Raw genomic sequence first — 25,242 nt, 5'->3', positions numbered from 1 at the left:
CACAGGAGTAAGAATGGCAAAGCGTATTCAGTTCAACGCACACGGCGGTCCCGAGGTCTTAAACTGGGTCGATTTTGAGCTTGCCGATCCCACCGAGCATGAAATCCAGGTAGAGAATCGCGCGATTGGCATTAACTATATTGATACCTACGTGCGCAGCGGCCTGTATCCAACGGGCCATTTTCCCTCGGGGCTGGGCACCGAGGCGGCCGGTGTCGTCACCCGCGTCGGTTCGGCCGTTACGCGCTTTACGCCCGGCGATCGCGTCGTATATTGCCAGGCGGCGCTGGGCGCTTACAGTGAACGCCACAATGTAGCTGAAGAGCGTCTGATGCTGTTACCAGACGCAATTAGCTTTGAGCAGGCAGCCGCCAGTTTCCTCAAAGGCCTGACCACACAGTATCTGCTTCGTCAGACCTACAAGGTAAAACCGGATGAAACGTTCCTGTTTCATGCGGCGGCCGGTGGGGTTGGGCTGATTGCCTGCCAATGGGCGAAAGCGCTTGGCGCACACCTGATTGGCACCGTCGGCTCTCCAGAAAAAGCGGCGCGGGCAAAAAATGCTGGCGCCTGGGCCACCATTAACTACCAGCAAGAAGATATTGCCCAGCGCGTCATGGAACTGACCGCAGGCGAAAAGGTTGGCGTGGTATATGACTCCGTGGGTAAAGCGACCTGGGAGGCCTCGCTAGACTGTCTACGCCGTCAGGGGCTGATGGTGAGCTTTGGTAATGCTTCGGGTCCGGTGACCAATATCGATCTCAGTATCCTGAACAAAAAGGGATCGTTGTTCGTTACCCGGCCCTCCCTGTTTGGTTACATCACCAATCGCCAGGAACTGGAGACAGCCAGCGCTGAGCTGTTTTCTTTGCTGGCCAGCGGTGCGATTAAGGTCGATGTGCCAGAACAGCAACAATTTGCCCTTAAAGACGCCAGTAAGGCACATCAGGTGCTGGAAAGCCGGGCCACGCACGGATCGAGCCTGTTAATTCCGTGAAATAAAAAGGGCTTCCCGCAGGAAGCCCTTCTTTTATTTTTCATTCGCACTGATGTAGGGGCAGAAGCGATGAACAGATTATGAAATCACGCGAGCCATCCTGACAGAAAATATAAGTAAAAAGTATGGTCCGCAGCCATTATCTTACCGGCAATCTCTCAACCTGTGATCTCGCCCACATTTAGTACCGGCCATCTCTTTCCAGTCGGCTGAAGCGGCGTTTGAGCCTGTTGCGTCGACGTGTGTCTTCATCAGTAAAAAAGCGGCGATAAAGCCACACCGCTGCCACCGCCAGTATGAGCCAGGGCAGAACGTGTACGATAAGCGCAAACACGCCACCGATAAACATCACCACCGTCGCGACGATCAGGGCAGCAATGACGCCTAACAGGGACACGCCGGTGAATAACAGCATCAGGAAAAAACCCAATACAAAAAGTATGTCCATTTTGGTGCTCCTCGTTATCAATAGATTATTTATTACAAGAAACGTGCCAAAGGTTAACTTTTTGATTTTAAATAAGATAACAGAATAGCCCCAGCCCAAAGATGATGAAATTCACCAAATTATGGTGTTAAAAAAACCAGCCTGATGGCTGGTTTGGCAGAACTAGGCTTCCTGAGGAATTTTGTCGGCGACCAACGCCAGCGCCGCCTCCAGCACGCGGACGTCAGCGCCAGGTTTGTGCGCATTTTCACTAAGATGACGACGCCACTGACGTGCACCAGGAATGCCCTGGAACAGGCCCAACATATGGCGCGTGACATGGCCGAGATAGGTGCCTTTCGACAGTTCTGCCTCGATATAAGGATACATCGCGCGCACCACCGCAACCGGATCGACAGCAGGACGGTCGCGGCCAAATAATTCACGATCCACCTGTGCGAGGATACCGGGGTTTTGATAGGCTTCGCGGCCCATCATGACGCCATCCAGATGCTGAAGATGCGTTTTCGCTTCTTCAAGCGTTTTAACGCCGCCGTTAATCGCAATCGTTAACTGAGGGAAATCGCGTTTTAACTGGTAAACACGTGGATAATCCAGCGGTGGGATCTCACGGTTCTCTTTCGGGCTGAGTCCGGAAAGCCAGGCTTTGCGGGCATGGATAATAAAGGTGTCACAACCACCGCGTTCGGCAACCGTGCCGATAAAGTCGGTAAGGAAAGCATAGCTGTCCTGATCGTCAATGCCGATGCGCGTTTTAACCGTTACCGGGATATCCACCACATCGCGCATCGCTTTGATGCCGTCAGCCACTAAGCCAGCTTCCGCCATCAGGCAGGCGCCAAAACGACCATTCTGTACCCGGTCTGACGGGCAACCGACATTGAGGTTCACCTCATCGTAACCGCGCTGCTCTGCCAGCGCCGCACACTGCGCCAGGGCTGCGGGATCGCTGCCGCCCAACTGCAACGCGACCGGGTGCTCCTGTTCGCTGTATGCCAGATAATCGCCTTTGCCGTGAATAATCGCGCCCGTCGTGACCATCTCGGTATACAGCAGCGCGTCAGCCGTAAGCTGGCGATGGAAATAGCGACAGTGACGGTCAGTCCAGTCGAGCATGGGGGCAATGGAGAAGCGTTGGGATGAAAAAGTATCGGTCATGAAGCGCAGTCGGTCCGGTGGTTAACAGTGATGATATTCTGCGCAAGGATAGCATAAGGGCGGGCGACAAGGTATCGCCCGCCCTTAAATGGCGGAGATTAGAAATTAAATCCGAGCTGAGCCATCGCGCCCCAGGTATTGTTTTGGCCTACCGAACCCGCCAGATCCAGGTGCACAGAATTATTGAATGGTGACAGGCCGAAACCGGCTGTGGCTACGTTTTCATCAGTCGAACGCATGTCCGCGCGGTAACCAGCACGTAACTGCAGCCAGTCCAGTACACGGTATTCCGCACCGACGCCAGCGTACTGGCTGTTTTCCTGCGATTTAAAGCGATGGGTTTCAGTGAGGTCAACATCGCCTGTCAGGGTAACGGGACCTTTATCCCAGGCTAAACCCGCGGTCACTAATGGGCGGATTTCGTAAGTATCGCGGTAGCCGTTGACTTCTTTCGTTTCCAGATCGCGGGAAACCAGGTTTTGTCCGGTCACGCCCAGCGTCCAGTTTTCAGCAAACACCGTTGCCATGCCGGCATCAATGTTGAAGCCACTTTCCGTGCTGCGGTAGCGGCCATCGCGTAAATCGTTTTTGTCGTAGTTATAGACGCTGGCGGAATAGTTATACAGCCAGGTTTTTTGCAGCTTGGGTGTAATGCCAATTGAAACCGGCTGACCGGCGATGGTGAATTCATGCGCAACGGCAATACCATAATCCGTATTCAGTGCAGCCAGCCCATTGGCACTGGAACCCAGTAAGTTTTGGATATTAGCCAGCCCAAAGGGACCACCAGGAATACCTGCAAAGGAGCCATCAGCAACGCCCTGCAGTATGACAATGTCGCCCTCTTTTACGTTTGCGCGTACATGTGCTGTACCGTAAGCCTTAGTCACAAAAGCAAAAGGCAGGGTTTCGTTAGGGATGGTTACGGCGATCGCCACGCCCGCTGTGGCATTGGCTTTGTTACCGCGTAAGTCCCGGAGCGTATTCGCCAAGTCGCCTGACGCGGCCTGTATCTCAGGAATACGACGCAATAGCTCAAACCCCGATGCATTTTCGAACAGATCCTGATAGCGATTCACTGTGTCAGTGATGTTATCGATCTTATCGACCATCTTGTCTTTGTCGGTGATTTGTGCACCGGCACTGGGAATAATGATGCTGACATCGTCATCAGGTTTCGCTTTGGTCATCAAGGCCGGGTTGGCCAGAACGGCTGATCCGTAGGTCGACGACGCCACGCCTGTTCCACCCATGGCATCGTTACGGGCATCATACCAGGTTCCTGCGGCCAGCGCGGAAGATGAAAAAACCAGGGCATTGAACACTGCAGGAAAAACCAGAACGGAACGTGGTACGGTTAATTTTGCCATTTGCTTATCATCACCTGAAATATTGCCGTCAAAACATTAACGACTGAATAGTTTGTTAGCTCCATTGTGGAGGATTGCTAACGCTTTATTGCTGTGAATTCAGAGTAAATAGTGGCGCAATTCCGTGAATTGATTATTTTTCGATCCGATATGTGCAGTTACCGCCAGAAAAGCCTCAGGCAAATCCGGTCTGAGCCAGCACTTTATTAAGAACATTTAAACATTAGTGCTTAACTCAGTGAGATGTAAAGTAAAAGTAAAAAATATCTATAAACATTCTGAAATACACTGGTCTCAGGCGGGTTGTTGCCGGGGGAAAACAGGGGGTAAAAGCGGCCAAAAAGGCAGGCTTAGGGACTCCTGGCGAGGTTCAGCGTCAACATAATTATTGTGATAAGATAACATCACCTGTCCAGCGGAGAACTTTCATGTCAACCATGACGCCAGAGCAAATTATGACCCAGGCTGAGAAGCTGTGTTTACAGCGCGGTGTCCGCCTGACAACACAGCGAGCAGAAGTGCTGAGGTTGATGGCCGGACAGCCTGGCTCAATCAGTGCCTATGATCTGCTTGATCAGCTGCGGGTTAGCGAGCCACAGGCAAAACCGCCCACCGTTTATCGCGCGCTGGATTTCCTGCTAGAGCAGGGATTTATTCATCGGGTGGAATCAAATAACAGCTACGTAATGTGCCATCACTTCGAAGCGCCTGCACACACGTCGGTTATGCTGGTGTGCGATCGCTGTGCTGGCGTGACCGAAAAGCAGGCTCAGGGCGCGGAGCAGATCATCGCCTCTTTGGCTGAGGAAGCCCATTTTATCCTCAGAAATAGCGTGATCGAAGCGCATGGCTTATGTGAGAACTGTGCTGAAGTTGAGGCGTGTGAACAGCATGAACATTGTGATCACGACCATCACACTGAAGGGAAAAAGCGCGGTAAGCGGAGCTAGTTTGCACATCCTTGTGCGGTGGCCGGCATGAGCGTACCGACCCGGGTAGGAGCGTCCCTGAAAAGCGTGATTACCAGCGGTAATCTTTGTTAGAACCTTCCCAGGCCGTTACTTCCTTCTCCGCTTCTTCTTTTGCGTAGCCGTAACGTTCCTGGATTTTACCGACCAGCTGATCGCGTTTACCTTCAATGACTTGCATGTCATCATCGGTCAGCTTGCCCCATTTCTCTTTCATTTTTCCTTTGAACTGTTTCCAGTTACCACTCGCTTCGTCTTTATTCATTGCAGACCTCCACGTTATCCTTCGGTTTCGCATTATCTTGCAGTTAAGCAAAATCACGATATAAAGCGCTGGTCATCAGCGCCATTCAAAGTTAATTGTAGTAGGTAATCTCAGGATTGCCGGAAAAAATGAAAATATTATGTATCCTGCGTCATAATTCCGGCTGAGCGGTCAGGCATTGAACCAGGTGCCATTACGCCAGTGCTTACGCCAGACCAGCCACAAGGATAAGCCGCGCAGGGCCAGGAAAACGGCGATAGCCAGCCACAAACCATGGTTGCCCAGCCAAGGCAGTGTCGTGAGCGTCAGGAAGTAACCCAGCGCAGCCACTGCCATGCTGTTACGCATTTCTCTGCCCCGCGTTGCGCCAATAAACATGCCATCCAGCAGATAGCACCAGACGCCGATCAGCGGTAACACCATCTGCCAAATCAGAAAACTATCGGCCGCCTCTTGCAGTGCACGAATAGAAGTCAGCAAAGTCACGATCTGATAGCCAAAAAAAGCATAGGCCAGCGAGAAAAACAGCGCCACTAACAGGGCCTGGCGACAGGCAGACAACCATACCTGCTGCAGTCGGCTACCGTCTTTTGCCCCGTGTGCTTCGCCAGCAAAGGCCTCGACGGCATAGGCAAAGCCGTCCAGGGCATAAGCGGTAAAAGTAATAAACATCAGAAGGATAGCATTTACCGCTACCACATCCGGGCCAATACGGGCACCCAGTACGGTCAGCGAGGCAAAGCAGAGCTGCAAGAGCAATGAGCGCAGTAAGATATCGCGATTAAGGCGAAGAAGGCGGTGAATATCGCCACGCCAGCTGCGGGCGAGCATATCAAACCTGATACCACGGAGCCTTAATACGCGCCACACCATTACCATACCGACCAGCAACGTCGCGTATTCTGCCAGCGCGGTGGCGGTGGCAGCACCGGCCACGCCCCAGTGCAGTCCCAGAACCAACCAAAGATCTAACAGAATATTGATGACATTCCCCACCACCAGCAGGATGACGGGTGCCCGGGCATACTGAACGCCCAGCAGCCAGCCCAGGATTACCAGGTTAGCCAGCGTTGCGGGCGCGCTGAGCCAGCGAATATGAATAAACAGGGCAGCCTGTTCCAGCACCGACGGATCCCCACCAACAAAGCGGGTCGCCAATGCGGTGACGGGATAGCGGAGGAAGATAAACAGGATGCCGACCACCAGGGCGATGATCAGTGGCTGTGTCAGCGCACGCGCCAGCGCGGTCTTATCGCCCGCACCGAATGCCTGTGCCGTTAAGCCCGTAGTGCTCATGCGTAGAAAAAGCAGCAACATGAAGACAAAGCTGGTGACGGTCGTGCCGACGGCGACGCCGCCCAGATAGATCGGACTGTCGAGATGGCCAATAACGGCCGTATCGACCAGGCCGAGCAAAGGAACCGTAATATTTGACAGGATCATGGGCAGCGCTAACCGCCACAGTTTTTTATCGGTAGCCGTCAGAAAGCGCATTCGTGAATCCGTGCGATGAACCGCCGGGGTTTCAGGTCAACCCACAGCGGAAAAGTAAGGACAAGCAGGGGAATAGTAAGATTGACGAAAGCCGACAATCTTAACCGGTTTTACAGCCACTCACCGTTACGCACAATGCCCACGGCCAGACCTTCAACGGTCAGTGACTGGGCACGGGTGTCAACAACGATAGGCTCGAAATCATTGTTTTCAGGTAAGAGATGCACCACAGAACCCTGCTTTTTCCAGCGTTTTACCGTGACTTCGTCATCGATGCGCGCCACCACAACCTGACCATTGCGCACGTCCTGCGTTTTGTGTACGGCCAGCAGATCGCCATCCATGATGCCGATGTCTTTCATTGACATACCGCTTACGCGCAGCAGGAAATCCGCTGAAGGCTTGAACATGTCGGGATCCACTTTGTAATGCGTTTCAATGTGTTCCTGGGCCAGTAATGGCTCACCGGCGGCAACACGACCGATCAGCGGCAGGCCCTCTGATGGCTCTTCTTCCATTAACAAACGGATACCGCGGGACGCACCAGAGACAATTTCAATCACGCCTTTACGCGCCAGTGCTTTCAGGTGTTCTTCGGCCGCATTGGGCGAACGAAAACCGAGTTGTGCAGCAATTTCTGCACGCGTTGGCGGCATGCCTGTTTGATTAATGTGGTCGCGAATCAAGTCGTAGACCTGTTGCTGCCTGCTGGTTAATGCTTTCATCCCGCCCCCTGGTTGTTTATACAGTCGCTGTGAGTATATACAGGTATTGGTGAAATGGAAACCAAAACTCAGGTCAAAATCAGTTATTTGAGCCGAGATGGAACGCTTATCGCAAATGCGACCAAAGCAGCGTTCCCCAGACAAAAAGGGCCAGTAATATTGCGATAAAAACGGCAGCGGATCCCATGTCTTTTGCCCGCCCGGCAAGCGGATGACGCTCCTGGCCTGTGCGGTCTACCACGGCTTCTATCGCGCTGTTCAGGACTTCGACAATAATCACCAGCACGACAGAACCAATCATCAGGATGCGCGAAACAGTATCGACATCCAGCCAGCAGGCCAGGATAATCGCCACCACTGCGGCAACCGCTTCCTGACGAAAAGCGGCTTCGTGCTGCCAGGCAGCACGCAGACCTTGCCATGAATAGCCGGCCGCTTTCACAATACGGTTAAGGCCGGTGGCATTATTTGTCATAATAAAGGAACTCTTTTCAAAGGATTGACGTCAATATTGGGCAGCGCACAATTGTCGCTGTCACAGATTTTTGCTGCGCTTTCTGATAAGCTTGCGCCGCTTTGCTAACAAGAGGCTTCATATTGTCTATGTCAGGTTGGCGTATACTTTTTTATAAATTACTGAATTTACCCCTTTCGTTTCTGGTAAAGAGTAAGGCCATTCCGGCCGATCCCGTATCCGAACATGGGCTGGATCCTACCCGGCCTATTATGTATGTCCTGCCTTATGATTCAAAGGCCGATCTCCTCACTTTGCGTGCGCAGTGCATCCGGCACGATCTGCCCGATCCGCTCTCACCACTGGAGATTGACGGGGCCCTGTTGCCGCGCCATGTCTTTATTCACGACGGTCCGCGCGTGTTCCCCTATTTCGTGCCCAGCGTCGAGTCGGTAAAAATCTTCCACGAATATCTTGATCTGCACCGCAGTAATCCTGAGCTTGATATTCAGATGTTACCGGTTTCAGTTATGTTTGGTCGTGCACCTGGCCGGGAAGTGCAGGGTGAAGACAATCCACCGCATTTGCGCTTGCTTAACGGCGTACAAAAATTCTTTGCCGTGCTCTGGCATGGACGTGACAGTTTTGTGCGCTTCTCACCGACCGTCTCTCTGCGTCGTATGGCGACTGAGCACGGCACGGATAAATCCATCGCCCAGAAACTGGCCCGGGTTGCCCGTATCCACTTTGCCCGTCAGCGTCTGGCGGCTGTTGGCCCGCGCCTTCCCGCGCGCCAGGATTTGTTCAACCGCCTGCTGCAATCGAAGGCGATTGAAAAAGCGGTAGAAGACGAAGCACGCAGTAAAAAGATTTCCCATGAGAAAGCGCAGCAGAACGCCATCGAGATAATGGAAGAGATTGCCGCCAACTTCTCCTATGAAGCCATTCGCGTGACGGACCGGGTAATGGGCTGGCTCTGGAGCCGCCTCTATCAGGGTATCAATGTGAACGGCGGTGAGCGCGTGCGTCAGTTGGCGCAGGACGGACACGAGATCGTTTATGTGCCCTGCCACCGCAGCCACATGGATTACCTGCTGCTGTCTTACGTGCTGTATCACCAGGGGCTGGTACCGCCGCACATCGCCGCCGGTATTAACCTGAATTTCTGGCCTGCCGGGCCGATTTTCCGCCGTCTGGGTGCCTTCTTTATTCGCCGTACCTTTAAGGGCAACAAGCTCTACTCCACCGTTTTCCGCGAATATCTGGGCGAGCTTTTTACCCGCGGCTATTCCGTCGAGTACTTCGTTGAAGGCGGCCGTTCACGTACTGGCCGACTGCTGGATCCTAAAACCGGGACGTTATCCATGACGCTGCAGGCCATGTTGCGCGGCGGTACGCGCCCTATCACGTTAGTGCCTATTTACATCGGCTATGAACACGTCATGGAAGTGGGAACCTACGCGAAAGAACTGCGCGGTGCCGTTAAAGAGAAAGAAGGCTTTATGCAGATGGTGCGCGGCTTGCGCAAGCTGCGTAACCTCGGCCAGGGATACGTGAATTTTGGTGAGCCGCTGCCGCTGATAAATTATCTGAACAAGCGCGTTCCTGAATGGCGGGATTCTATCGATCCCATTGAAGCCCAACGCCCGGGTTGGTTAACCCCAACGGCGAATGATATCGCGGCCACCATCATGGTGCGAATCAATGAAGCCGGCGCGGCGAATGCCATGAACCTGTGCGTGACCGCCCTGCTTGCTTCACGTCAGCGCTCACTAACTCGCGAGCAGCTGATTGAGCAACTGGAGTGCTACACCCAGTTGCTGCGCAATGTGCCCTACTCACCGGATGCAACATTGCCAGACATGTCCGCCGAAGCCTTGCTGGACCATGCCCTTAGCATGAACAAGTTCGAGAGTGAGAAAGACAGTATTGGTGACATCATTATTCTGCCGCGCGAGCAGGCCGTGCTGATGACCTACTACCGTAATAACATTCATCATATGCTGGTGATGCCAGCGCTGATTGCGGCGATTGTGCAGCAGCACCGTAATCTGAGCGAAACCGAACTGCTGCGTCAGGTCAGTCTGATTTACCCCATGCTGAAGAGCGAACTGTTCCTGCGCTGGAGCAATGACCAACTGCCGCAGTTGCTCACTGATTTGTGCCAGGAACTGACGCGTCAGGGGCTGATTACCATTGAAGCGGGCCTGCTGTCGTTCAATACCGCGCGTTACCGTACGCTTCAACTGCTGGCCGCAGGTGTACGTGAGACGCTGCAGCGCTACGCCATTACTTTCTCCATCCTGAGTGCCAAGCCCACCATCAACCGTGGCACGCTGGAAAAAGAGAGTCGTACCCTGGCGCAGCGTCTGAGCGTGTTGCACGGCATCAACGCGCCGGAGTTCTTTGATAAAGCGGTGTTCTCCTCACTGGTGCTCACACTGCGTGATGAAGGCTATATCAGCGACAGTGGCGATGCAGACGTGGCGCAGACGCTGGCGACCTGGCATATCCTGGCTGAGCTGGTTACCAGCGATGTACGCATGACCATTGAGAGCGCTGTCGCGCACGATTAACGAGTCAGCGACAACGAAAAAGGCGACCATTGAGGTCGCCTTTTTTATCCGCGTGCTGGCATGGCGCAACTACCCGCTTTGACCCACTTTCCAATCCACAAGCTGGCTGTGATGTCCTGTCAATGGCGTTTAAAGAAGCTGTGAAAACGGCGGCGTATTCATCAGCACGCCCAGAAACAGAACCAGTCCTACGTAGTTGTTGTTCAGAAAAGCGCGGAAACAGGCCTGGCGATCGCGCTCTGCGATCAGCTTTTGCTGATAAACAAACAGCCCGCCAGCCAGCAATAGTGTCCAGTAAAACGCCCCGTTCAGATCCAGAATCATCCCTACCCACGCCATGAGTACCAGCGTCGCCAACTGCAGCAAACCAATAATGAATTTGTCGTAGCGGCCAAACAGTATCGCCGTTGATTTAACGCCAATCTTCAGGTCATCATCGCGATCGACCATGGCATATTGCGTGTCATAGGCCACCGTCCAGCAAATGTTAGCCAGAAATACCAGCCAGCAGACAAGAGGTAAGGACTCACTAACTGCCGACCATGCCATGGGAATCGCCCAGCCAAACGCCGCGCCAAGCACCACCTGCGGCAAATGCGTATAGCGCTTCATAAACGGATAGACCCAGGCCAGTGCCAGGCCCACGACCGAGAGCATGATGGTCATCAGGTTCATGCTCAGCACCAAGGCAAAGGCAATCAGTCCTAATACCACAAATAAGTATTTGGCCTCTTTCGCGGTGACGGCACCGCTTGCCAGCGGCCGGTGCTTCGTGCGCTCGACATGACCATCGACCTTGCGATCGGCATAATCATTGATGACACAGCCTGCGGCGCGCATAACAAATACCCCGGCGACAAACACCGCCAGTATGTGTAGGGGCGGAACAGCCATCTTTGCCAACCACAGCGCCCACAATGTTGGCCACAGCAGCAGCAGAGCGCCAATCGGCTTATCAATGCGCATCAGGCGGCTATAAGCCTGCCATTTCGTCATGTTTTGTTTGTTCTGCACAGGTCAAACCCTTAACCTTGATCACGATAGAGCGGCGAAGCCGGTAAAAACAGTTCCGTTAACAGCAGCGGTTTCCCTGACAGTCGCAGGCGCGAGCGGCGTCCCCAGAGCGCATCAACGCGGCCAGGCTCAATGAAATCGCGGGTCAGCGTTGATGACGAGAACAGATAACGCCCCAGCGGGCGCGTACCGAGTTGCTGTAACATCGCTTCCGGGCCGTTGAGGGTACTTTCTGGCACCAGCGTGCGCCCTGCCAGCCAAGGTTCCTCATCCCCGTAGAGAATGACTTCTCGCAGCCAGAAACGCTGATCGGCAGGGAGTAATGCCCCTTCATCGCCGAGTTCATCGGCGGAGATAAAGTCCTCACGTACAGGTTCCACCCTGACCTTCTGGCAATGCTGTTCAAAGCGTCGCGTCATGGAATCCTCTTCCATTAGCCAGTCACGAAGCGGTTGCGTCAATGCGGCATCGTCCAGCGCCAGCCAGTTAAGTGAACGTAACGAACGGAGCGGGTCTTGCGTCATGGCACTTTCCCCTAAAAATTTTCAGAGCGGTAGTTTAGCGCAGAGCGATACGAGGAACACCCGTCCTGAATGCTGAGAACGTGATTACTCGCGTTTAAGCCGGTTACTGTTTGCCAGCCACAGCGTGATCACTAGCAGCAGGATGGCCGCAGAGTAGCACAGCGTATCAAAGGGATTTTTATGGTCGACGATGATCAGCCTGATGATGGCCGTAATCCCGATATAGACAAAATAGCGCAAGGGAAAATGGTAGCCCGACTGAAAGTACTTCACGATGAGTGCAATGAACTCAAAGTAGAGAAAATAAATCACAATGCCCTCAATTAGCAGGTAGGAGGACGCCTGCTCACCGGTGCTAAACAGCACATTGGCCAGATGTACCGTCTCCTTGCCCAAAAATACCATCAAAATGAAGGCCAGGATCAACAGCCCCGCGTTCAGCACCCACTGCATCAGGCGCGCAATCTTCTGTGCTGCAGGATTTTTATCACTCATGTCACGCCTCGAGAATCGAATGGAGTTCGGTTAGCGTTATCATGCTTTAGTGTGACCTAAATCACAATATAGCCGTCAGGCTTACCGCATCCGCTGCCCTCTCCGACACAACGTTGAGACGTGCAGTGTTCCCTGTCAGGCAGGGTGAATTCCGTCTCCCTAAGGCGGAATGACACAGCTGTACAGGCCGGTTTTTTATTGCTGTGTTACGGCGGCTCACATCGGCCCGTTACGGCGGCTGATTTTCGCCGTGCCGCGGATTGTTAAGCCTGTCATCCATTTTTCATATCCGCAGACTACATTGGCTCGGCTTTTGCGAACGACGGCGTCAGACAATGCTTTCACCGGCGCCTCTGGATGAAGGCGTTTACTGCCCTGAGCTGGCGCGTAGCTTCTGTCCTCTAGCAGTGAGCAGAGTCAGGTGGCCGCAAAAAACGCGATGCAGTACGCGAGACGTCACCAGAAAGCAGACGGCTCGCAATAAGTTAGTGTGCGCACACTATCAAAATAGATCCTGCGCAGGCGGTAATGAGACGTGAAATCAAAGCCTGTCACCGCGTCAGATAACCTCACAGTGATCCCTGAGGGCTCAGACGCGCAAATTCAGCGGCGCAGCAAGGAGAAAACATGAAAACGATTTTGGTGATTTTGGACGGCCTGAGTCACTACGTTGCTCAACATGCTATGGGTTACCTGCATGCGGAATGCGCCCAGGACAGAGGGCATTATTACAGCCTGACCTGCGAGCTACCCTCGCTGTCACGTCCGCTGTATGAATGTATTCTGACCGGCGTTGCGCCGGTGCAGAGTGGCATCATTCATAACGACGTTAACCGTATGAGCCGCGAACGCAGTGTGTTTCACTATGCGCGCGATGCCGGACTGACCACCGCCGCCGCCGCTTACCACTGGATAAGCGAGCTGTATAACCGCACCCCTTTCGTCCCGGCACGCGATCGCCACACTGAGGCCCCGACCCTGCCTGTTCAGTTTGGTCATTTTTACGTCGATGACAGCTATCCAGACTCGCACCTGTTTGAAGATGCCGAGAGTCTTCGGTTACGTTACAACCCGGATTTCCTGCTGATTCATCCGATGAATATCGATCATGCCGGACATCAGCATGGCCTATCTTCTGCGCAGTACCGTAACCGCGCGCGCATGGCGGATGGCTATCTGTCGCAGTGGATGCCCGGCTGGCTGGCAGAAGGCTATCAGGTCGTCGTCACGGCCGACCACGGGATGAACGACGACCGGTCGCACGGTGGCATGCTGCCAGAAGAAACGACCGTTCCCCTGTTTGTGTTTGGCGAGGGATTCTCGCTAAGGCCCGGCCTGGCACCTCAACAAACCGAGCTTTGTGGCACCCTGTGTTCACTGCTTGATGTGCCCCATGATAAGCCAGTCCATCATGCCCTGCTGGCGGGCTCAGCATACTGAAGCTGGCACCCTTCCCCGTGCGGCGGAAGGGTTAAGAACATGAACGTCTTAAACCCGCTCCTGTGCTGACCTGCCAGGGTCAGCAACCGGGTATCACCCGCGGCCCTCTCCGGCCAGCCCCGCGCCCACTGAACGTCTCTGCCTGTGCGATGCGCTACCGCTAACCGTCTAATCGGCCTGAAAAGGCTCGCCCGGTAAACGAAGCGGTGCGCGCAGGCCGGATTTGCCCATGCAGATCGCCAGAGTAGTCTACATTTAGAGATGTCGACGTTGCACAGGTTGTTTAAAACACTGAAAAAAATTGCACAGCGTCCGGCAATCACGTGATCAGATTGCGTTCTCCATCAGGCTGGCAATCTGAACCGCCTGAAGCCTGATGGTTAAGGAGCCACTATACGTGTTAACCCTGCTTAACTTACTCTCTGCCGTTGCGCTTCTGGTATGGGGCACGCACATTACCCGCTCCGGAATTATGCGCGTATACGGTGCCGATTTGCGCCGGGTGCTCAGCCGCAGTGTAGAAAAGAAACCCATGGCGTTCCTGGCCGGCATTGGCGTGACCATGCTGGTACAAAGCAGCAATGCCACCACGCTGCTGGTGACCTCATTTGTGGCCCAAAACCTGGTGAGCCTGACACCGGCATTGGTGGTGATATTGGGTGCTGACGTGGGGACAGCCATTATGGCGCGCGTCCTGACGTTTGATCTCTCCTGGCTTTCACCACTGTTTATCTTTTTTGGCGTAGTGTTTTTCATCAGCCGCAAACAAACCCGCGCAGGACAGCTTGGACGTACCAGCATTGGTCTGGGGCTTATCCTGCTGGCGCTGCAGTTGATTGTCGAAGCCGCCAGGCCAATCACCCAGGCCTCGGGCGTACAGGTGCTGTTTTCCAGCTTAACGGGTGATGTGATGCTGGATGCCTTGATCGGCGCGGTCTTTGCGATTATCAGCTACTCAAGCCTGGCAGCGGTGCTGATTACGGCCACCCTGACGGCAACGGGCGTGATCGCCTTTAAGGTGGCGTTGTGCCTGGTGATTGGCGCTAACCTCGGCAGTGGTTTACTGGCCGTCATCAACGGCAGTGGCTCCAACGCGGCGGGTAAACGCGTGGCGATGGGCAGCCTGCTGTTTAAGCTGATTGGCTGCGTATTGATTCTGCCCTTTGTCGATCCGGTTGCGGTATGGCTGGACAAGCTGCCGGTGAACGACGAAGAGCTGGTGATCTTCTTTCACGTTTTCTACAACCTGATTCGCTGCGTGGTGATGGTGCCGTTCGCCGATGCCATGGCGCGTTTGTGTTGCCGACTGATTGCTGACGATGCCGAAAGCGATACCACGCTGAAACCCAGGCACCTTGACAGCAGCGCGCTGGATACACCGGCACTGGCGTTGGTTAACGCGGCGCGCGAAGCGTTGCGCATGGGCGACGTGCTGGAGCAGATGCTGGACACGTTTCTGCAAGTGGTTCGTGGAGAAGCACGCGCGGAACGTCGCGTGCGGCGGCTGGATGATGACGTCGATGTGCTCTACACCGCCATCAAACTCTATCTGGCGCGCATGCCCAAAGAGGATTTATCAGAGCAGGATTCTCGCCGTTGGGGAGAAGTGATTGAAATGTCGCTAAATCTGGAAATGGCAGGCGATATCATTGAACGCATGAGCGGCGATGTCGCCGATAAGTCTCTTGCCGCGCGGCGGACCTTTTCGCCAGAAGGCATGAAAGAGCTTGAGTCACTCTACGAACAGCTGGTTGAAAACCTGCGGCTGAGCCTGTCGGTTTTCCTCTCGCACGACGTCACCAGCGCGAAGCGGTTGCGCCGAGCCAAACACCGTTTCCGCCTGAAAATACGCCGTTATTCCCATTCACACGTCAATCGCCTGCACCAGCAGAATGTGCAGAGCATTGAAACCAGCTCACTCCATCTGGGCCTGCTGGGTGATATGAAGCGGCTAAACTCCCTGTTCTGCGCAGTGGCCTACACGGTGCTGGAACAGCCGGATGACGAAAGGGACGGGGATTAATCTACAGGGGCCATCCGGCCCCGTGATGTCGGTTGTACAGGCAAAAAACTACTTCTTTTTCTCAACAGGTTTACCCGACCAGTAACCCGCCAGCAGTGAACCGGACAGGTTATGCCAGACAGAGAACAGGGCGCCCGGCAGCGCTGCCAGAGGAGAAAAGTAAAGTTTGCCCAGCGTGGCGGCCAGTCCTGAGTTTTGCATACCGACCTCAAGCGCCAGCGTGCGGCAGGTGGACTCATCAAAGCCAAACAGTTTACCGCCCCAGTAGCCTCCCAGCAGACCAATGGCATTGTGCAGGATGACCGCTGCAATCACCATGACACCGACTGAGGCAATAAAGCCCTGGCTACCTGCCACTACGGCGCTGATGATCAGCAGAATACAGAGCATGGAAAAGGCTGGTAGATAGGGCTCGATCCGGCGCACCACGCTGTTCATGGTGTGATGGATGATCAGGCCTAACCCGATAGGGATCACGACGATCTTCACGATGCTCAGTAGCATCCCAGCGACATCAACCTGAATGTGCGTATCCACGTAAAAGCGCGTCAGCAGCGGCGTGGCAAACACGCCCACCAATGCTGACACCGACGAGATCGTCACCGACAGGGCCACATCGCCTTTAGCCAGATAGATCATGACGTTAGAAGCGGTCCCACTGGCAACGCTGCCCACCAGAATCATCCCCGCAGCGAGATCCGGCGGCATATGAAACAGCTTAGCCAGCGCCCAGGCGGCCAGCGGCATGACCAGATAGTGTAAGAAGGTGCCGGCAATAACCGGCGCCGGGCGCGTCAGCACGCGTTTAAAATCATCAATGTTCAGCGTTACGCCCATGCCAAACATAATCAGCATCAGCAGATAAGCGACCCATGGACCGATGCCAAGAAAGGTTGTGGGTGAATAGTAGGCAGCGACAGACAACAGAATTGCCCACAAAGGAAACAGACGAGTTAAGGTGGCAAGCATAATCAGATATCCTTATGAGCGAGTGAGGGACTACTGTGAAAGCACGCTGTGCCGCCTGGCGGCCTGTCGTGAAAAAGCCGGACAGAGCCCGGCTTTAACCCAGTGGCGGCTGAGCGCTTATTCAAACAAATTGTGATGCAGTGTACGCACTACGCTTTCAGCATCATTGCCCGGCACAAGGAAACAGAGATTGTAGCTGCTGGCACCGTAGCAGATCATCCGCAGGTTAAAAGGTTCGAGCACGCCGAAGACCTCTTTCCCTACGCCGCAGGCTTTCGACAATTCGTTGCCGATAATGGCCACCAGCGCCAGGTTTTCTTCCACTTCCACCCGACAGAGTGACGACAGCTCCGTCAGCAGCGCCTGGCTCAGCAGATTGTCGCCCGTTGAGGTTGATCCCGTGGTATCCAGCGTTAACGCCACGCTGACTTCCGACGTGGTGATCAGATCCACTGACACGTTGTGACGCACCAGAATATTGAACACTTCAGACAGGAAGCCCGGCGTGTGTAGCATATTCAGGCTGTGCAGCGTGACCAGGGTTTGCTTGCGGCGCAGCGCCAGCGCACGGAACAGCGGTGGATTCGCCGTCTCATTGCACACGCGCGTACCGCCCGCGGCAGGATCTTTACTGGAACCAACAAACACCGGAATGTCGCTACGCACCGCAGGCAGCAGCGTCGCAGGGTGCAGCACTTTGGCCCCAAAGGTGGCCATTTCAGCCGCTTCTTCAAAGGTGATCTCATCAATACGTTTTGCCGCAGGCACCACGCGCGGATCGGTGGTGTAGATCCCCGGCACGTCCGTCCAGATATCCACGCGCGAGGCTTTTAACGCTTCACCCAGCAAGGCAGCCGTGTAGTCACTGCCGCCGCGACCTAACGTGGTCGTGCGCCCTTTTTCTTCGCTGCCGATAAAGCCCTGGGTCACCACCAGTGACGCCGCAATACGCGGTTGCAGCTGCGCGCTAACCTGTTCAGCCAGTACGGCCACATCGGGCTCAGCACGGCCAAAACGGTCATTGGTGCGCATGACTTTGCGTACATCGAACCATTCTGCATTAACCTTGCGTTCACGCAGGATCTCAACGAACAGCAAGGTCGACATCAGTTCGCCGTGGCTGACCAGTTCGTCGGTTAAGGCGTTAGACGTGGCCAGCGCGGCCGCATCGGACAGCATGCCGATGTTATCAATGATGCGGTCGATTTCGTCGCGAATGACGTCCGGATTTTGCAGACGATCGATGATGGCGTATTGAATGCGGCGGATGTCATCGAGTTGCGCTGCACGCTGCGATGTCTCCTGGCCTTCGGCAAGAGAGACCAGCAGGTTTGTGATGCCTGCAGAGGCAGAAAGCACCACCAGCCGGGTATTGCTGTCCTGCAATACCACATCGGCGCTACGGTTCATGGCATCGAAATCGGCAACGCTGGTACCGCCAAATTTCGCTACATTCAGATTCAGAGACATTGTATGACCTCGTGTCAGGGTACGTTGCCCTCATCCGTTAACGGGTGAGAAACAGTAATTCAGCCTAAGCACAAGGAAAGAGCAGAAACGGGTAAGATCGAATAGACGAGTCACCCAGAAGCGCTCCACCTTGCAAAACGTCCGACTGTGGACGTTTCTGGTGACAACCCAGAGGATTCAGCCCCTGTAGCCGACAGTCAACACACCGTGTGTTTACCACCTCGGCGTCGCTCCCCCTGATGTGTTATCGCCGGATACGGTTCCTCCAACACACTGCCTGGGCGACGCGCCTCTTCTGGCTTGCGCACGGGTGCGCAAGTAGCGCGCATAGATTTATCGATTTCTGGCCCTGCTGTCAATGACCGCTGTGGGACAATTTTTCATGCAGAGCGCACCGGATAACAAATTTTGCCCTAATGCAGCGACTACAGTGCTTAATGGCTTCAGCAACGCCACCACTTTCTGATGTGGCACAAGGTATGCGGTCTGCTAACAGGCCATACTTTTCAGCCTTTCCCCCATGGAATCAGGCTGAAATCTTGCCGCATTATTGACCGTAAAACAGCGTGTTTTCATCATGGTGCCTTTATGGAGCAGACAAAATTTTCCTTTCAGTTGCAACTGTGGTCATACTGAAATGCTAACCGGGTACGATGCGACCCCGATGGAATGACGGTTCTTAATATCAACAAGAGTGTTGCCATGAAAAATATCAATCCGACCCAAACCGCAGCCTGGAAAGCGCTGCAAGAGCACTATGAACAGATGAAAACGGCGAAAATTGCCGACCTGTTTGACCAGGATGCCGATCGTTTTGCTAAATTCTCAGCCACCTTTGACGACCAGATGCTGGTGGATTTTTCGAAAAACCGCATTACTCAGGAAACCCTCGATAAGCTTCAGGCACTGGCAAAAGAGACCGATTTAAGCGGTGCGATTAAGTCTATGTTCTCGGGTGAGAAGATTAACCGCACTGAAGATCGCGCCGTGCTGCACGTCGCGCTGCGTAACCGCAGTAATACGCCGATTATCGTTGATGGCAAAGATGTCATGCCTGAAGTCAACGCCGTGCTGGAAAAAATGAAAGGCTTTTCCGAACGCATTATCGGCGGTGACTGGAAAGGCTATACCGGAAAACCCATTACGGACGTTGTTAACATCGGTATCGGTGGCTCTGACCTCGGTCCCTTCATGGTGACGGAAGCGCTGCGCCCGTATAAAAATCACCTGAACATGCATTTCGTGTCTAACGTCGATGGCACCCACATTGCCGAAACGCTAAAAGATCTGAGTCCTGAAACCACGCTGTTCCTGGTCGCCTCTAAAACCTTCACCACCCAGGAAACCATGACCAACGCCCACAGTGCGCGTGACTGGTTCCTGAAAACGGCCGGCGATCAACAGCACGTTGCGAAGCACTTTGCTGCGCTCTCCACCAATGCCAAAGCGGTAGGCGAATTTGGTATTGATACGGACAACATGTTCGAATTCTGGGACTGGGTAGGCGGTCGCTATTCACTATGGTCAGCAATTGGTCTGTCAATTATCCTTTCTATTGGCTTCGATAATTTTGAGCAGCTGCTGAGCGGCGCGCACGCCATGGATAAGCACTTCTCAACCACGCCAGCGGAGCAGAATCTTCCGGTGCTGCTGGCGCTGATCGGGATCTGGTACAACAACTTCTTCGGTGCCGAAACAGAAGCCATCCTGCCGTACGACCAATATATGCATCGCTTCGCGGCCTATTTCCAACAGGGAAATATGGAATCGAACGGTAAATACGTTGACCGTGCAGGCCAGCCTGTTACCTATCAGACAGGCCCGATTATCTGGGGCGAACCGGGTACTAACGGCCAGCACGCGTTCTACCAGCTGATTCATCAGGGCACCAAACTGGTCCCGTGCGACTTTATCGCCCCTGCTGTGAGCCACAATGCGCTTGCCGATCACCATCCTAAACTGCTGTCTAACTTCTTTGCCCAGACCGAGGCCCTGGCCTTTGGGAAATCGCGTGATGTGGTTCAGAAAGAGTTCACCGACGCCGGCAAGTCTGCCGAGTCGGTCGCGCATATTGTGCCGTTTAAAGTGTTTGAAGGTAACCGGCCTACTAACTCTATTTTGTTACGCGAAATCACGCCGTTTAGCCTGGGTGCCCTGATTGCCCTTTATGAACATAAAATCTTCACCCAGGGTGCCATTCTGAACATCTTTACCTTCGATCAGTGGGGCGTTGAGCTGGGCAAACAACTGGCAAACCGTATTCTGCCAGAGCTCGAAAATGACAGTGATATTACCAGTCATGACAGCTCCACTAATGCCTTAATTAATCGCTACAAGCGTTGGCGTTAAATTTCTCCAGGCACAAAAAGGCGGCTATTTAGTCGCCTTTTTTATTCTATGATGGAGAGTGCAACCCGCTTTTTATCTGAAAAGTCGATATACGGATTGGATAATTCTTAAAATAGGCTGAGGCAAATCCGAAGTTAGCCGGGGTTAAATCATGACAATCTTATTAAAAATGGCCCTAAAACGGCACGAAGATCATTCTTACCTGTTGTTTTATAATGTTATTTAATTTAACCACGCTTAAGGAAATTCCGATAATTCTTATTCCGTACCAAAGAATACTAAATAAGTAGAAACCGCTTTGCTTTCTCCGTCTTTGCAGACAAATATCCGGCTTTTCAACATAAACCCATGCCTTTAAAATAAGTTAACGCTGAATTTACTTAATTTAGCCCGTTTACGCCCTCACAGACTGACAGGTTTTTACATTACTGAACTCTGGTATTTTGTTGCCCTATACTGGACGCGCCCGTAATGGGTCTGTCCTTCGGCTTTGCGTCAACGGTTTATGCTGTTGTGCAAAAATGTCGGATAGCAATCCTTCATTCACTCAATGTAGGTGTTGTTATGAAAAAACGCATGATTGCCGGTCTGGCATTACTTTACGTAGCCGTCTCTTCCAGTGCGTTTGCCGCGCCGGAAGAAGCTGGTGCTGCAGCGGGCGCACAGGCGGGCACCATGTCCGCAGGTACGACGACCGCTGTAGGTATCGGCGTGCTCGGCGCGTTAGTAGGACTCGGTGTTGCCGCTTCTGGCGGTGGTGACGGGGCAAATACTGGTACAACAACCACAACCACAACGGGCACCACGCGTTGATGGGTACCCTGCTCATTCGGGCTGTAGCAAGGCTGCGAACGCGCATATCACGATTCGTTTGCGCAGGTAAATGAGTCGCTATCAGGATGCCACAGCGTCGGCGGCCTGAACGAGTAAGGGTATGGGAGCTTTAAACATAACCACACTTTCGTGTGGTTATTTTTACTTTGGCATCATTTATCAGGGACACATTGTGCGCCAACTTCCGCTGCTGCTCGTTTGCCTGCTGCTGCAGGCCTGTACACAAACGCAAAAAGGACTCGAACAGACCGTGATGATGGCCATTGAAGGGCCAGAAGATGTCACCGTCACGCCTCAGCAGATTGATAATCTGCCCTATGCCAGCCTGTATGCCCGAATCAATGATGGCCAGCGCATTTTTGTCGTGCTGGGTTATAACGAAAATGGCCAGCAAAAGTGGGTCACTCGCGATCAATCGATGCTGGTCACCGCACATGGCAGGCTGATCAAAACGCTGGGCCTGCCTGACAATCTGACAGACGTCAGCAATTTACAGCAGGATCCGCTGGCTAAAGGCCTGCACCTCAGCAACGGCGACAGCTGGACGCGAATTGTTCAGTGGACCGTTCAGGGCAACGTCCATAGCGGAACCCTGAGCTCAACCTTCACGCGGGGCGATGACGAGGTGCTGGATATTGCGGGGAACCGCATTGCCTGCCGCGTCTGGCATGAGCAGCTTCATATCGACAGCCTGGATCGCGAGTGGCAAAACACGTTCTGGATCGACAACAGTAGCGGTCAGGTCGTGCAGTCCCGACAAATGCTGGCTGCCGATGCATTCCCTGTTGATATCACCATTCTGAAGCCGGCAAAATCATGAAAAACATAACACGCTTGTTGGCAGGAATGAGCCTGCTCACCACCCTGGCCGCTCAGGCCGCAGGTCAGGTTACCGTGCATGCCCCCCACGATACCCAGAGCGTACAGGTTAACCAGGTGGAAAACCTGGCACAGCTGGTGACTCAGCCCGCGCTGATGACACAGACTGACTGGCGACGCGCCGTTATTGCCGAGCGCGGGGCAACGGCAGTCGCGCAGCAGCAGTATCAGCAAACGCTGGCGCAGTTGCGCGCCTGGCGTGCCGATAGTAGCGGAGAGCAGGCTGCGGCCATTGATGCCGTTATTCGTCAGTTAAGCGGTATCCGGGTGACCGGGCGGCAGTTCACCTCCCTGGATCCCGACTGGATCCGTCTGCATACGATGGATAACCGCCGCCTGGAAGGCAGCTACGATCTCTACCTTACCCAGCCCAGCACCAGCGTCCTGTTGTTTGGCCCCATCGCGGGTGCCGGTGCCGTGAACTGGCAGCCAGGGAAATCCGTACGGGATTACCTGAGCGAGCACCCCCGCCTGGCTGGAGCAGAACGTAATATCGCGATTGTGATTGCGCCGGACGGCACGACGCGGGAAGCGCCTGTGGCCTACTGGAATCACCGCCACGTTGAACCCGAACCCGGCAGCATCATTATGACGGGCTTCTCGTCGTGGAGCCTGCCAGGCGCGTTTAAAGACCTGAATGATCGCCTTGTTTCTGTTCTGACTCACCGGATACCAGACTGATGAAAAAACGTTATCTTCTCAGCCTGTTGGCTGTTTCTGTGGCAAGCGCCTGTCAGGCCCATGCGGAAATGTATGCCGCGCCGGTAACGCCTTCGCAGTCTGATTTTGGCGGCGTGGGCCTGATGCAGGTGCCCACCGCGCGTATGGCGAAAGAGGGCGAATTTAGCCTGAACTTCCGCGATAATGATCAGTATCGCTACTATTCTGCTTCACTTCAGCTTTTTCCCTGGCTGGAAACAACCGTGCGTTATACCGATGTGCGCACCCGGCGTTACAGCGCGGTGGAAAGTTTCAGCGGCAACCAAAGCTATAAAGATAAAGCTTTCGACCTGAAGCTGCGCCTGTGGCAGGAAGGTTACTGGCTGCCGGAGGTCTCGTTTGGTACCCGCGATCTGGGCGGCACCGGCCTGTTCGACAGCGAGTACCTGGTCGCCACCAAAGCCTGGGGGCCGTTCGACTTTACGTTGGGTATGGGCTGGGGCTATCTGGGCAACAGCGGAACCGTGAAAAACCCCTTCTGTTCTTACAGCGACAGCTACTGTCAGCGCCCCGGCGTCGGTCAGGCGGGATCGATCAATGGCTCGCAGATGTTCCACGGCCCTTCGGCGGTATTTGGCGGGATAGAATACCAGACGCCCTGGCAGCCGCTTCGCCTGAAGGTGGAATACGAAGGTAACGATTACAAGGATGATTTCGCCGGACGCCTGCCGCAGCGCAGCAAGGTCAACGTCGGTGCAATCTACCGCGTCACTGACTGGGCCGATATCAATGCCAGCTATGAGCGCGGCAATACTTTTATGTTCGGCTTCACCATTCGCACCAACTTCAACGATATGCATCAGGATCATATCGACAGTCCGAAACCTGCGTACAACCCGAACCCGCAACCTAAGCTGCTGGAAACCACGGTGACAGGTAATCAGCTGTCTGAACTGAAGTACAACGCAGGCCTGGCTGGTCCAAAAATCCAGACCAAAGGCAGCACGCTGTACGTATCAGGCGAGCAAACCAAATACCGTGACACGCGTGAAGGTGTGGATCGCGCGAACCGCATCATCATGAATCATCTCCCAGACGGTATTGAGACCATAAACGTGACGGAGTCGCGTTACAACATGCCTCAGGTCACGACAGAAACCTCCGTTGCTAGCCTGCGCAACGAGCTGGGGGGTTATCCATTAGGGCATGAAAAGCCGTTACAACAGGTCCGCACAGATCCGGTTGATCCGGAGCCTACCGAGCAGGGCATGTTTATTCGCAAAGAGCGCCTGAGTTACAGCCTGTCGCCGGTACTTAACCAGTCTGTGGGCGGCCCGGAAAGTTTCTATCTGTACCAGGTTGGCGTGATGGGCAACGTCGATTACTGGCTCACCGATCACTTGCTGGTAGGCGGTAGCCTGTTTGCTAACGTTGCAAACAATTACGACAAATTTAACTACAACGGCGCACCTGCGGATTCCACGCTGCCACGCGTACGTACGCACATTCGCGACTACGTTGAGAACAACGTTTACGTTAACGATCTGCAAGCCAACTACATGGATTATCTGGGTAATGGATTCTATGGCCAGGTCTACGGCGGCTATCTGGAAACCATGTATGGCGGCGTAGGCGGCGAAGTCCTCTATCGTCCGGTAGACAGCAACTGGGCCGTTGGCGTGGATGCTAACTATGTGCGCCAGCGTGACTGGGATGACATGATGAGATTCACCCGTTACGAAGCGCCTACCGGCAACCTTACCGGCTACTGGCGCCCCTGGTTTATGGAGAACGTCTTAGTGAAAGCCAGCGTCGGGCAGTATCTGGCGAAGGATAAAGGCGTCACGATTGATCTCTCTAAGCGCTTCGACAGTGGCGTGATGGTTGGCGTTTATGCCACAAAAACCAACGTATCATCGCAACAGTATGGCGAAGGTGACTTTACTAAAGGCTTCTATATCTCCATCCCCATGGATCTGTTTACCGTTACGCCAACCCGTGGCCGTGCGCAGATTAACTGGGTACCGCTCACCCGTGATGGTGGCCAGATGCTGGGAAGGAAGTACCAGCTGTATGACATGACCTCGGACCGTGACGCCCGGTTTAACTAAAAAAGAGGCAGCCATCAGG

At 54.0% G+C, this 25,242-nt stretch carries 22 protein-coding genes and 1 riboswitch; of the genes, 10 read left to right on the top strand and 12 right to left on the bottom strand.

Annotated elements, in window-relative coordinates; all coding sequences use genetic code 11:
• Nucleotides 1-13 precede the first annotated feature (13 nt).
• Nucleotides 14-997 carry a quinone oxidoreductase gene (locus tag QLG08_RS13990; RefSeq protein WP_014606941.1) on the top strand — a complete coding sequence of 328 codons (984 nt, stop codon included), beginning with the start codon at nucleotides 14-16 and terminating at the stop codon, nucleotides 995-997.
• 181 nt (nucleotides 998-1,178) lie between these two features.
• On the opposite strand, the gene pspG is transcribed toward QLG08_RS13990, so the two are convergent.
• From pspG to QLG08_RS13975, 3 genes are all read right to left on the bottom strand, one after another.
• A complete protein-coding gene (gene pspG / locus QLG08_RS13985) occupies nucleotides 1,179-1,445 on the bottom strand; it encodes an envelope stress response protein PspG (RefSeq protein ID WP_014606942.1) in 267 nt (88 codons plus the stop codon).
• Nucleotides 1,446-1,607: 162 nt separating this feature from the next.
• A complete protein-coding gene (gene dusA / locus QLG08_RS13980; protein WP_238493286.1) occupies nucleotides 1,608-2,603 on the bottom strand; it encodes a tRNA dihydrouridine(20/20a) synthase DusA in 996 nt (331 codons plus the stop codon).
• A 98-nt stretch (nucleotides 2,604-2,701) separates the two neighbouring features.
• Entirely contained in the window at nucleotides 2,702-3,973 is a 1,272-nt protein-coding gene (locus tag QLG08_RS13975; protein WP_013024160.1) for a conjugal transfer protein TraF, read from the bottom strand.
• Nucleotides 3,974-4,401: 428 nt separating this feature from the next.
• Between QLG08_RS13975 and zur the strand changes: the two genes are divergently transcribed.
• Nucleotides 4,402-4,923 carry a zinc uptake transcriptional repressor Zur gene (zur, locus tag QLG08_RS13970; protein ID WP_013024159.1) on the top strand — a complete coding sequence of 174 codons (522 nt, stop codon included), beginning with the start codon at nucleotides 4,402-4,404 and terminating at the stop codon, nucleotides 4,921-4,923.
• A 70-nt stretch (nucleotides 4,924-4,993) separates the two neighbouring features.
• Here zur and QLG08_RS13965 read toward each other — a convergent pair whose 3' ends face one another.
• The 4 genes from QLG08_RS13965 to QLG08_RS13950 form a co-directional block, all read right to left on the bottom strand.
• Nucleotides 4,994-5,206: a CsbD family protein gene (locus QLG08_RS13965; RefSeq protein ID WP_014606944.1), complete on the bottom strand. Its 213-nt coding sequence runs from the start codon at nucleotides 5,204-5,206 to the stop codon at nucleotides 4,994-4,996.
• 171 nt (nucleotides 5,207-5,377) lie between these two features.
• Entirely contained in the window at nucleotides 5,378-6,700 is a 1,323-nt protein-coding gene (gene dinF / locus QLG08_RS13960) for an MATE family efflux transporter DinF (protein ID WP_238493287.1), read from the bottom strand.
• A 110-nt stretch (nucleotides 6,701-6,810) separates the two neighbouring features.
• Nucleotides 6,811-7,425 (bottom strand): transcriptional repressor LexA, encoded by a 615-nt coding sequence (gene lexA, locus QLG08_RS13955; protein ID WP_014595061.1) that lies wholly within the window; start codon nucleotides 7,423-7,425, stop codon nucleotides 6,811-6,813.
• Between the two features lie 106 nt (nucleotides 7,426-7,531).
• Complete coding sequence (locus QLG08_RS13950; protein ID WP_013024155.1) at nucleotides 7,532-7,900, bottom strand: diacylglycerol kinase; 369 nt, start codon at nucleotides 7,898-7,900, stop codon at nucleotides 7,532-7,534.
• 128 nt (nucleotides 7,901-8,028) lie between these two features.
• Here QLG08_RS13950 and plsB point away from each other — a divergent pair, with 128 nt between their 5' ends.
• The gene (gene plsB, locus QLG08_RS13945; RefSeq protein ID WP_282472979.1) at nucleotides 8,029-10,455 is read left to right on the top strand and encodes a glycerol-3-phosphate 1-O-acyltransferase PlsB; all 2,427 of its coding nucleotides are present in this window, start codon (nucleotides 8,029-8,031) and stop codon (nucleotides 10,453-10,455) included.
• Nucleotides 10,456-10,584: 129 nt separating this feature from the next.
• On the opposite strand, the gene ubiA is transcribed toward plsB, so the two are convergent.
• The 3 genes from ubiA to psiE all read right to left on the bottom strand — a co-directional run bounded on the left by ubiA (nucleotide 10,585) and on the right by psiE (nucleotide 12,488).
• Nucleotides 10,585-11,469 (bottom strand): 4-hydroxybenzoate octaprenyltransferase, encoded by an 885-nt coding sequence (gene ubiA, locus QLG08_RS13940; protein WP_013024153.1) that lies wholly within the window; start codon nucleotides 11,467-11,469, stop codon nucleotides 10,585-10,587.
• Between the two features lie 11 nt (nucleotides 11,470-11,480).
• The gene (gene ubiC / locus QLG08_RS13935; RefSeq protein WP_013024152.1) at nucleotides 11,481-11,993 is read right to left on the bottom strand and encodes a chorismate lyase; all 513 of its coding nucleotides are present in this window, start codon (nucleotides 11,991-11,993) and stop codon (nucleotides 11,481-11,483) included.
• An 84-nt stretch (nucleotides 11,994-12,077) separates the two neighbouring features.
• Nucleotides 12,078-12,488 (bottom strand): phosphate-starvation-inducible protein PsiE, encoded by a 411-nt coding sequence (gene psiE / locus QLG08_RS13930; RefSeq protein ID WP_013024151.1) that lies wholly within the window; start codon nucleotides 12,486-12,488, stop codon nucleotides 12,078-12,080.
• Between the two features lie 627 nt (nucleotides 12,489-13,115).
• On the opposite strand from psiE, the gene QLG08_RS13925 reads away from it, so the two are divergent.
• Entirely contained in the window at nucleotides 13,116-13,928 is an 813-nt protein-coding gene (locus tag QLG08_RS13925; RefSeq protein ID WP_014595057.1) for an alkaline phosphatase family protein, read from the top strand.
• A gap of 397 nt (nucleotides 13,929-14,325) precedes the next feature.
• Nucleotides 14,326-15,951: a Na/Pi cotransporter family protein gene (locus QLG08_RS13920; protein ID WP_014606950.1), complete on the top strand. Its 1,626-nt coding sequence runs from the start codon at nucleotides 14,326-14,328 to the stop codon at nucleotides 15,949-15,951.
• 48 nt (nucleotides 15,952-15,999) lie between these two features.
• On the opposite strand, the gene panS is transcribed toward QLG08_RS13920, so the two are convergent.
• Both panS and lysC read right to left on the bottom strand, forming a co-directional pair.
• Nucleotides 16,000-16,920, bottom strand: a complete 921-nt coding sequence (panS, locus tag QLG08_RS13915; RefSeq protein ID WP_013024148.1) for a ketopantoate/pantoate/pantothenate transporter PanS — start codon at nucleotides 16,918-16,920, stop codon at nucleotides 16,000-16,002.
• Nucleotides 16,921-17,037: 117 nt separating this feature from the next.
• Complete coding sequence (gene lysC / locus QLG08_RS13910) at nucleotides 17,038-18,390, bottom strand: lysine-sensitive aspartokinase 3 (RefSeq protein ID WP_014595054.1); 1,353 nt, start codon at nucleotides 18,388-18,390, stop codon at nucleotides 17,038-17,040.
• 110 nt (nucleotides 18,391-18,500) lie between these two features.
• Nucleotides 18,501-18,693: riboswitch (Lysine riboswitch) on the bottom strand.
• A 399-nt stretch (nucleotides 18,694-19,092) separates the two neighbouring features.
• On the opposite strand from lysC, the gene pgi reads away from it, so the two are divergent.
• The 5 genes from pgi to QLG08_RS13885 all read left to right on the top strand — a co-directional run bounded on the left by pgi (nucleotide 19,093) and on the right by QLG08_RS13885 (nucleotide 25,223).
• A complete protein-coding gene (pgi, locus tag QLG08_RS13905; RefSeq protein WP_282472978.1) occupies nucleotides 19,093-20,739 on the top strand; it encodes a glucose-6-phosphate isomerase in 1,647 nt (548 codons plus the stop codon).
• Nucleotides 20,740-21,303: 564 nt separating this feature from the next.
• Nucleotides 21,304-21,552, top strand: coding sequence for an exopolysaccharide production protein YjbE (yjbE, locus tag QLG08_RS13900; RefSeq protein WP_026020991.1), 249 nt, complete (start codon nucleotides 21,304-21,306; stop codon nucleotides 21,550-21,552).
• 193 nt (nucleotides 21,553-21,745) lie between these two features.
• Nucleotides 21,746-22,393 (top strand): YjbF family lipoprotein, encoded by a 648-nt coding sequence (locus tag QLG08_RS13895; protein ID WP_033766286.1) that lies wholly within the window; start codon nucleotides 21,746-21,748, stop codon nucleotides 22,391-22,393.
• On the top strand, nucleotides 22,390-23,133 hold the full coding sequence (locus tag QLG08_RS13890) for a capsule biosynthesis GfcC family protein (RefSeq protein ID WP_014595052.1): 744 nt from the start codon (nucleotides 22,390-22,392) through the stop codon (nucleotides 23,131-23,133). The genes QLG08_RS13895 and QLG08_RS13890 overlap by 4 nt, the downstream gene beginning before the upstream one ends.
• Nucleotides 23,133-25,223 carry a YjbH domain-containing protein gene (locus QLG08_RS13885; protein WP_013024142.1) on the top strand — a complete coding sequence of 697 codons (2,091 nt, stop codon included), beginning with the start codon at nucleotides 23,133-23,135 and terminating at the stop codon, nucleotides 25,221-25,223. Before QLG08_RS13890 ends, QLG08_RS13885 begins: the two co-directional genes overlap by 1 nt.
• Nucleotides 25,224-25,242 lie beyond the last annotated feature (19 nt).

The organism is Pantoea sp. V106_11 (assembly GCF_029967885.1).
Classification (GTDB): domain Bacteria; phylum Pseudomonadota; class Gammaproteobacteria; order Enterobacterales; family Enterobacteriaceae; genus Pantoea; species Pantoea ananatis.
The sequence above is the reverse complement of the archived record's forward strand: the minus strand, read 5'-3'. Positions and strand labels throughout refer to the sequence as shown.

Coding starts and splice junctions, on each gene's coding strand:
- pgi (WP_282472978.1), top strand. CDS start 19,093: ATGAAAAATATCAATCCGACCCAAACCGCAGCCTGGAAAGCGCTGCAA.
- psiE (WP_013024151.1), bottom strand. CDS start 12,488: ATGAGTGATAAAAATCCTGCAGCACAGAAGATTGCGCGCCTGATGCAG.
- QLG08_RS13990 (WP_014606941.1), top strand. CDS start 14: ATGGCAAAGCGTATTCAGTTCAACGCACACGGCGGTCCCGAGGTCTTA.
- QLG08_RS13975 (WP_013024160.1), bottom strand. CDS start 3,973: ATGGCAAAATTAACCGTACCACGTTCCGTTCTGGTTTTTCCTGCAGTG.
- lexA (WP_014595061.1), bottom strand. CDS start 7,425: ATGAAAGCATTAACCAGCAGGCAGCAACAGGTCTACGACTTGATTCGC.
- dinF (WP_238493287.1), bottom strand. CDS start 6,700: ATGCGCTTTCTGACGGCTACCGATAAAAAACTGTGGCGGTTAGCGCTG.
- ubiC (WP_013024152.1), bottom strand. CDS start 11,993: ATGACGCAAGACCCGCTCCGTTCGTTACGTTCACTTAACTGGCTGGCG.
- QLG08_RS13965 (WP_014606944.1), bottom strand. CDS start 5,206: ATGAATAAAGACGAAGCGAGTGGTAACTGGAAACAGTTCAAAGGAAAA.
- QLG08_RS13885 (WP_013024142.1), top strand. CDS start 23,133: ATGAAAAAACGTTATCTTCTCAGCCTGTTGGCTGTTTCTGTGGCAAGC.
- QLG08_RS13925 (WP_014595057.1), top strand. CDS start 13,116: ATGAAAACGATTTTGGTGATTTTGGACGGCCTGAGTCACTACGTTGCT.
- dusA (WP_238493286.1), bottom strand. CDS start 2,603: ATGACCGATACTTTTTCATCCCAACGCTTCTCCATTGCCCCCATGCTC.
- QLG08_RS13950 (WP_013024155.1), bottom strand. CDS start 7,900: ATGACAAATAATGCCACCGGCCTTAACCGTATTGTGAAAGCGGCCGGC.
- plsB (WP_282472979.1), top strand. CDS start 8,029: ATGTCAGGTTGGCGTATACTTTTTTATAAATTACTGAATTTACCCCTT.
- panS (WP_013024148.1), bottom strand. CDS start 16,920: ATGCTTGCCACCTTAACTCGTCTGTTTCCTTTGTGGGCAATTCTGTTG.
- lysC (WP_014595054.1), bottom strand. CDS start 18,390: ATGTCTCTGAATCTGAATGTAGCGAAATTTGGCGGTACCAGCGTTGCC.
- yjbE (WP_026020991.1), top strand. CDS start 21,304: ATGAAAAAACGCATGATTGCCGGTCTGGCATTACTTTACGTAGCCGTC.
- zur (WP_013024159.1), top strand. CDS start 4,402: ATGTCAACCATGACGCCAGAGCAAATTATGACCCAGGCTGAGAAGCTG.
- QLG08_RS13890 (WP_014595052.1), top strand. CDS start 22,390: ATGAAAAACATAACACGCTTGTTGGCAGGAATGAGCCTGCTCACCACC.
- pspG (WP_014606942.1), bottom strand. CDS start 1,445: ATGGACATACTTTTTGTATTGGGTTTTTTCCTGATGCTGTTATTCACC.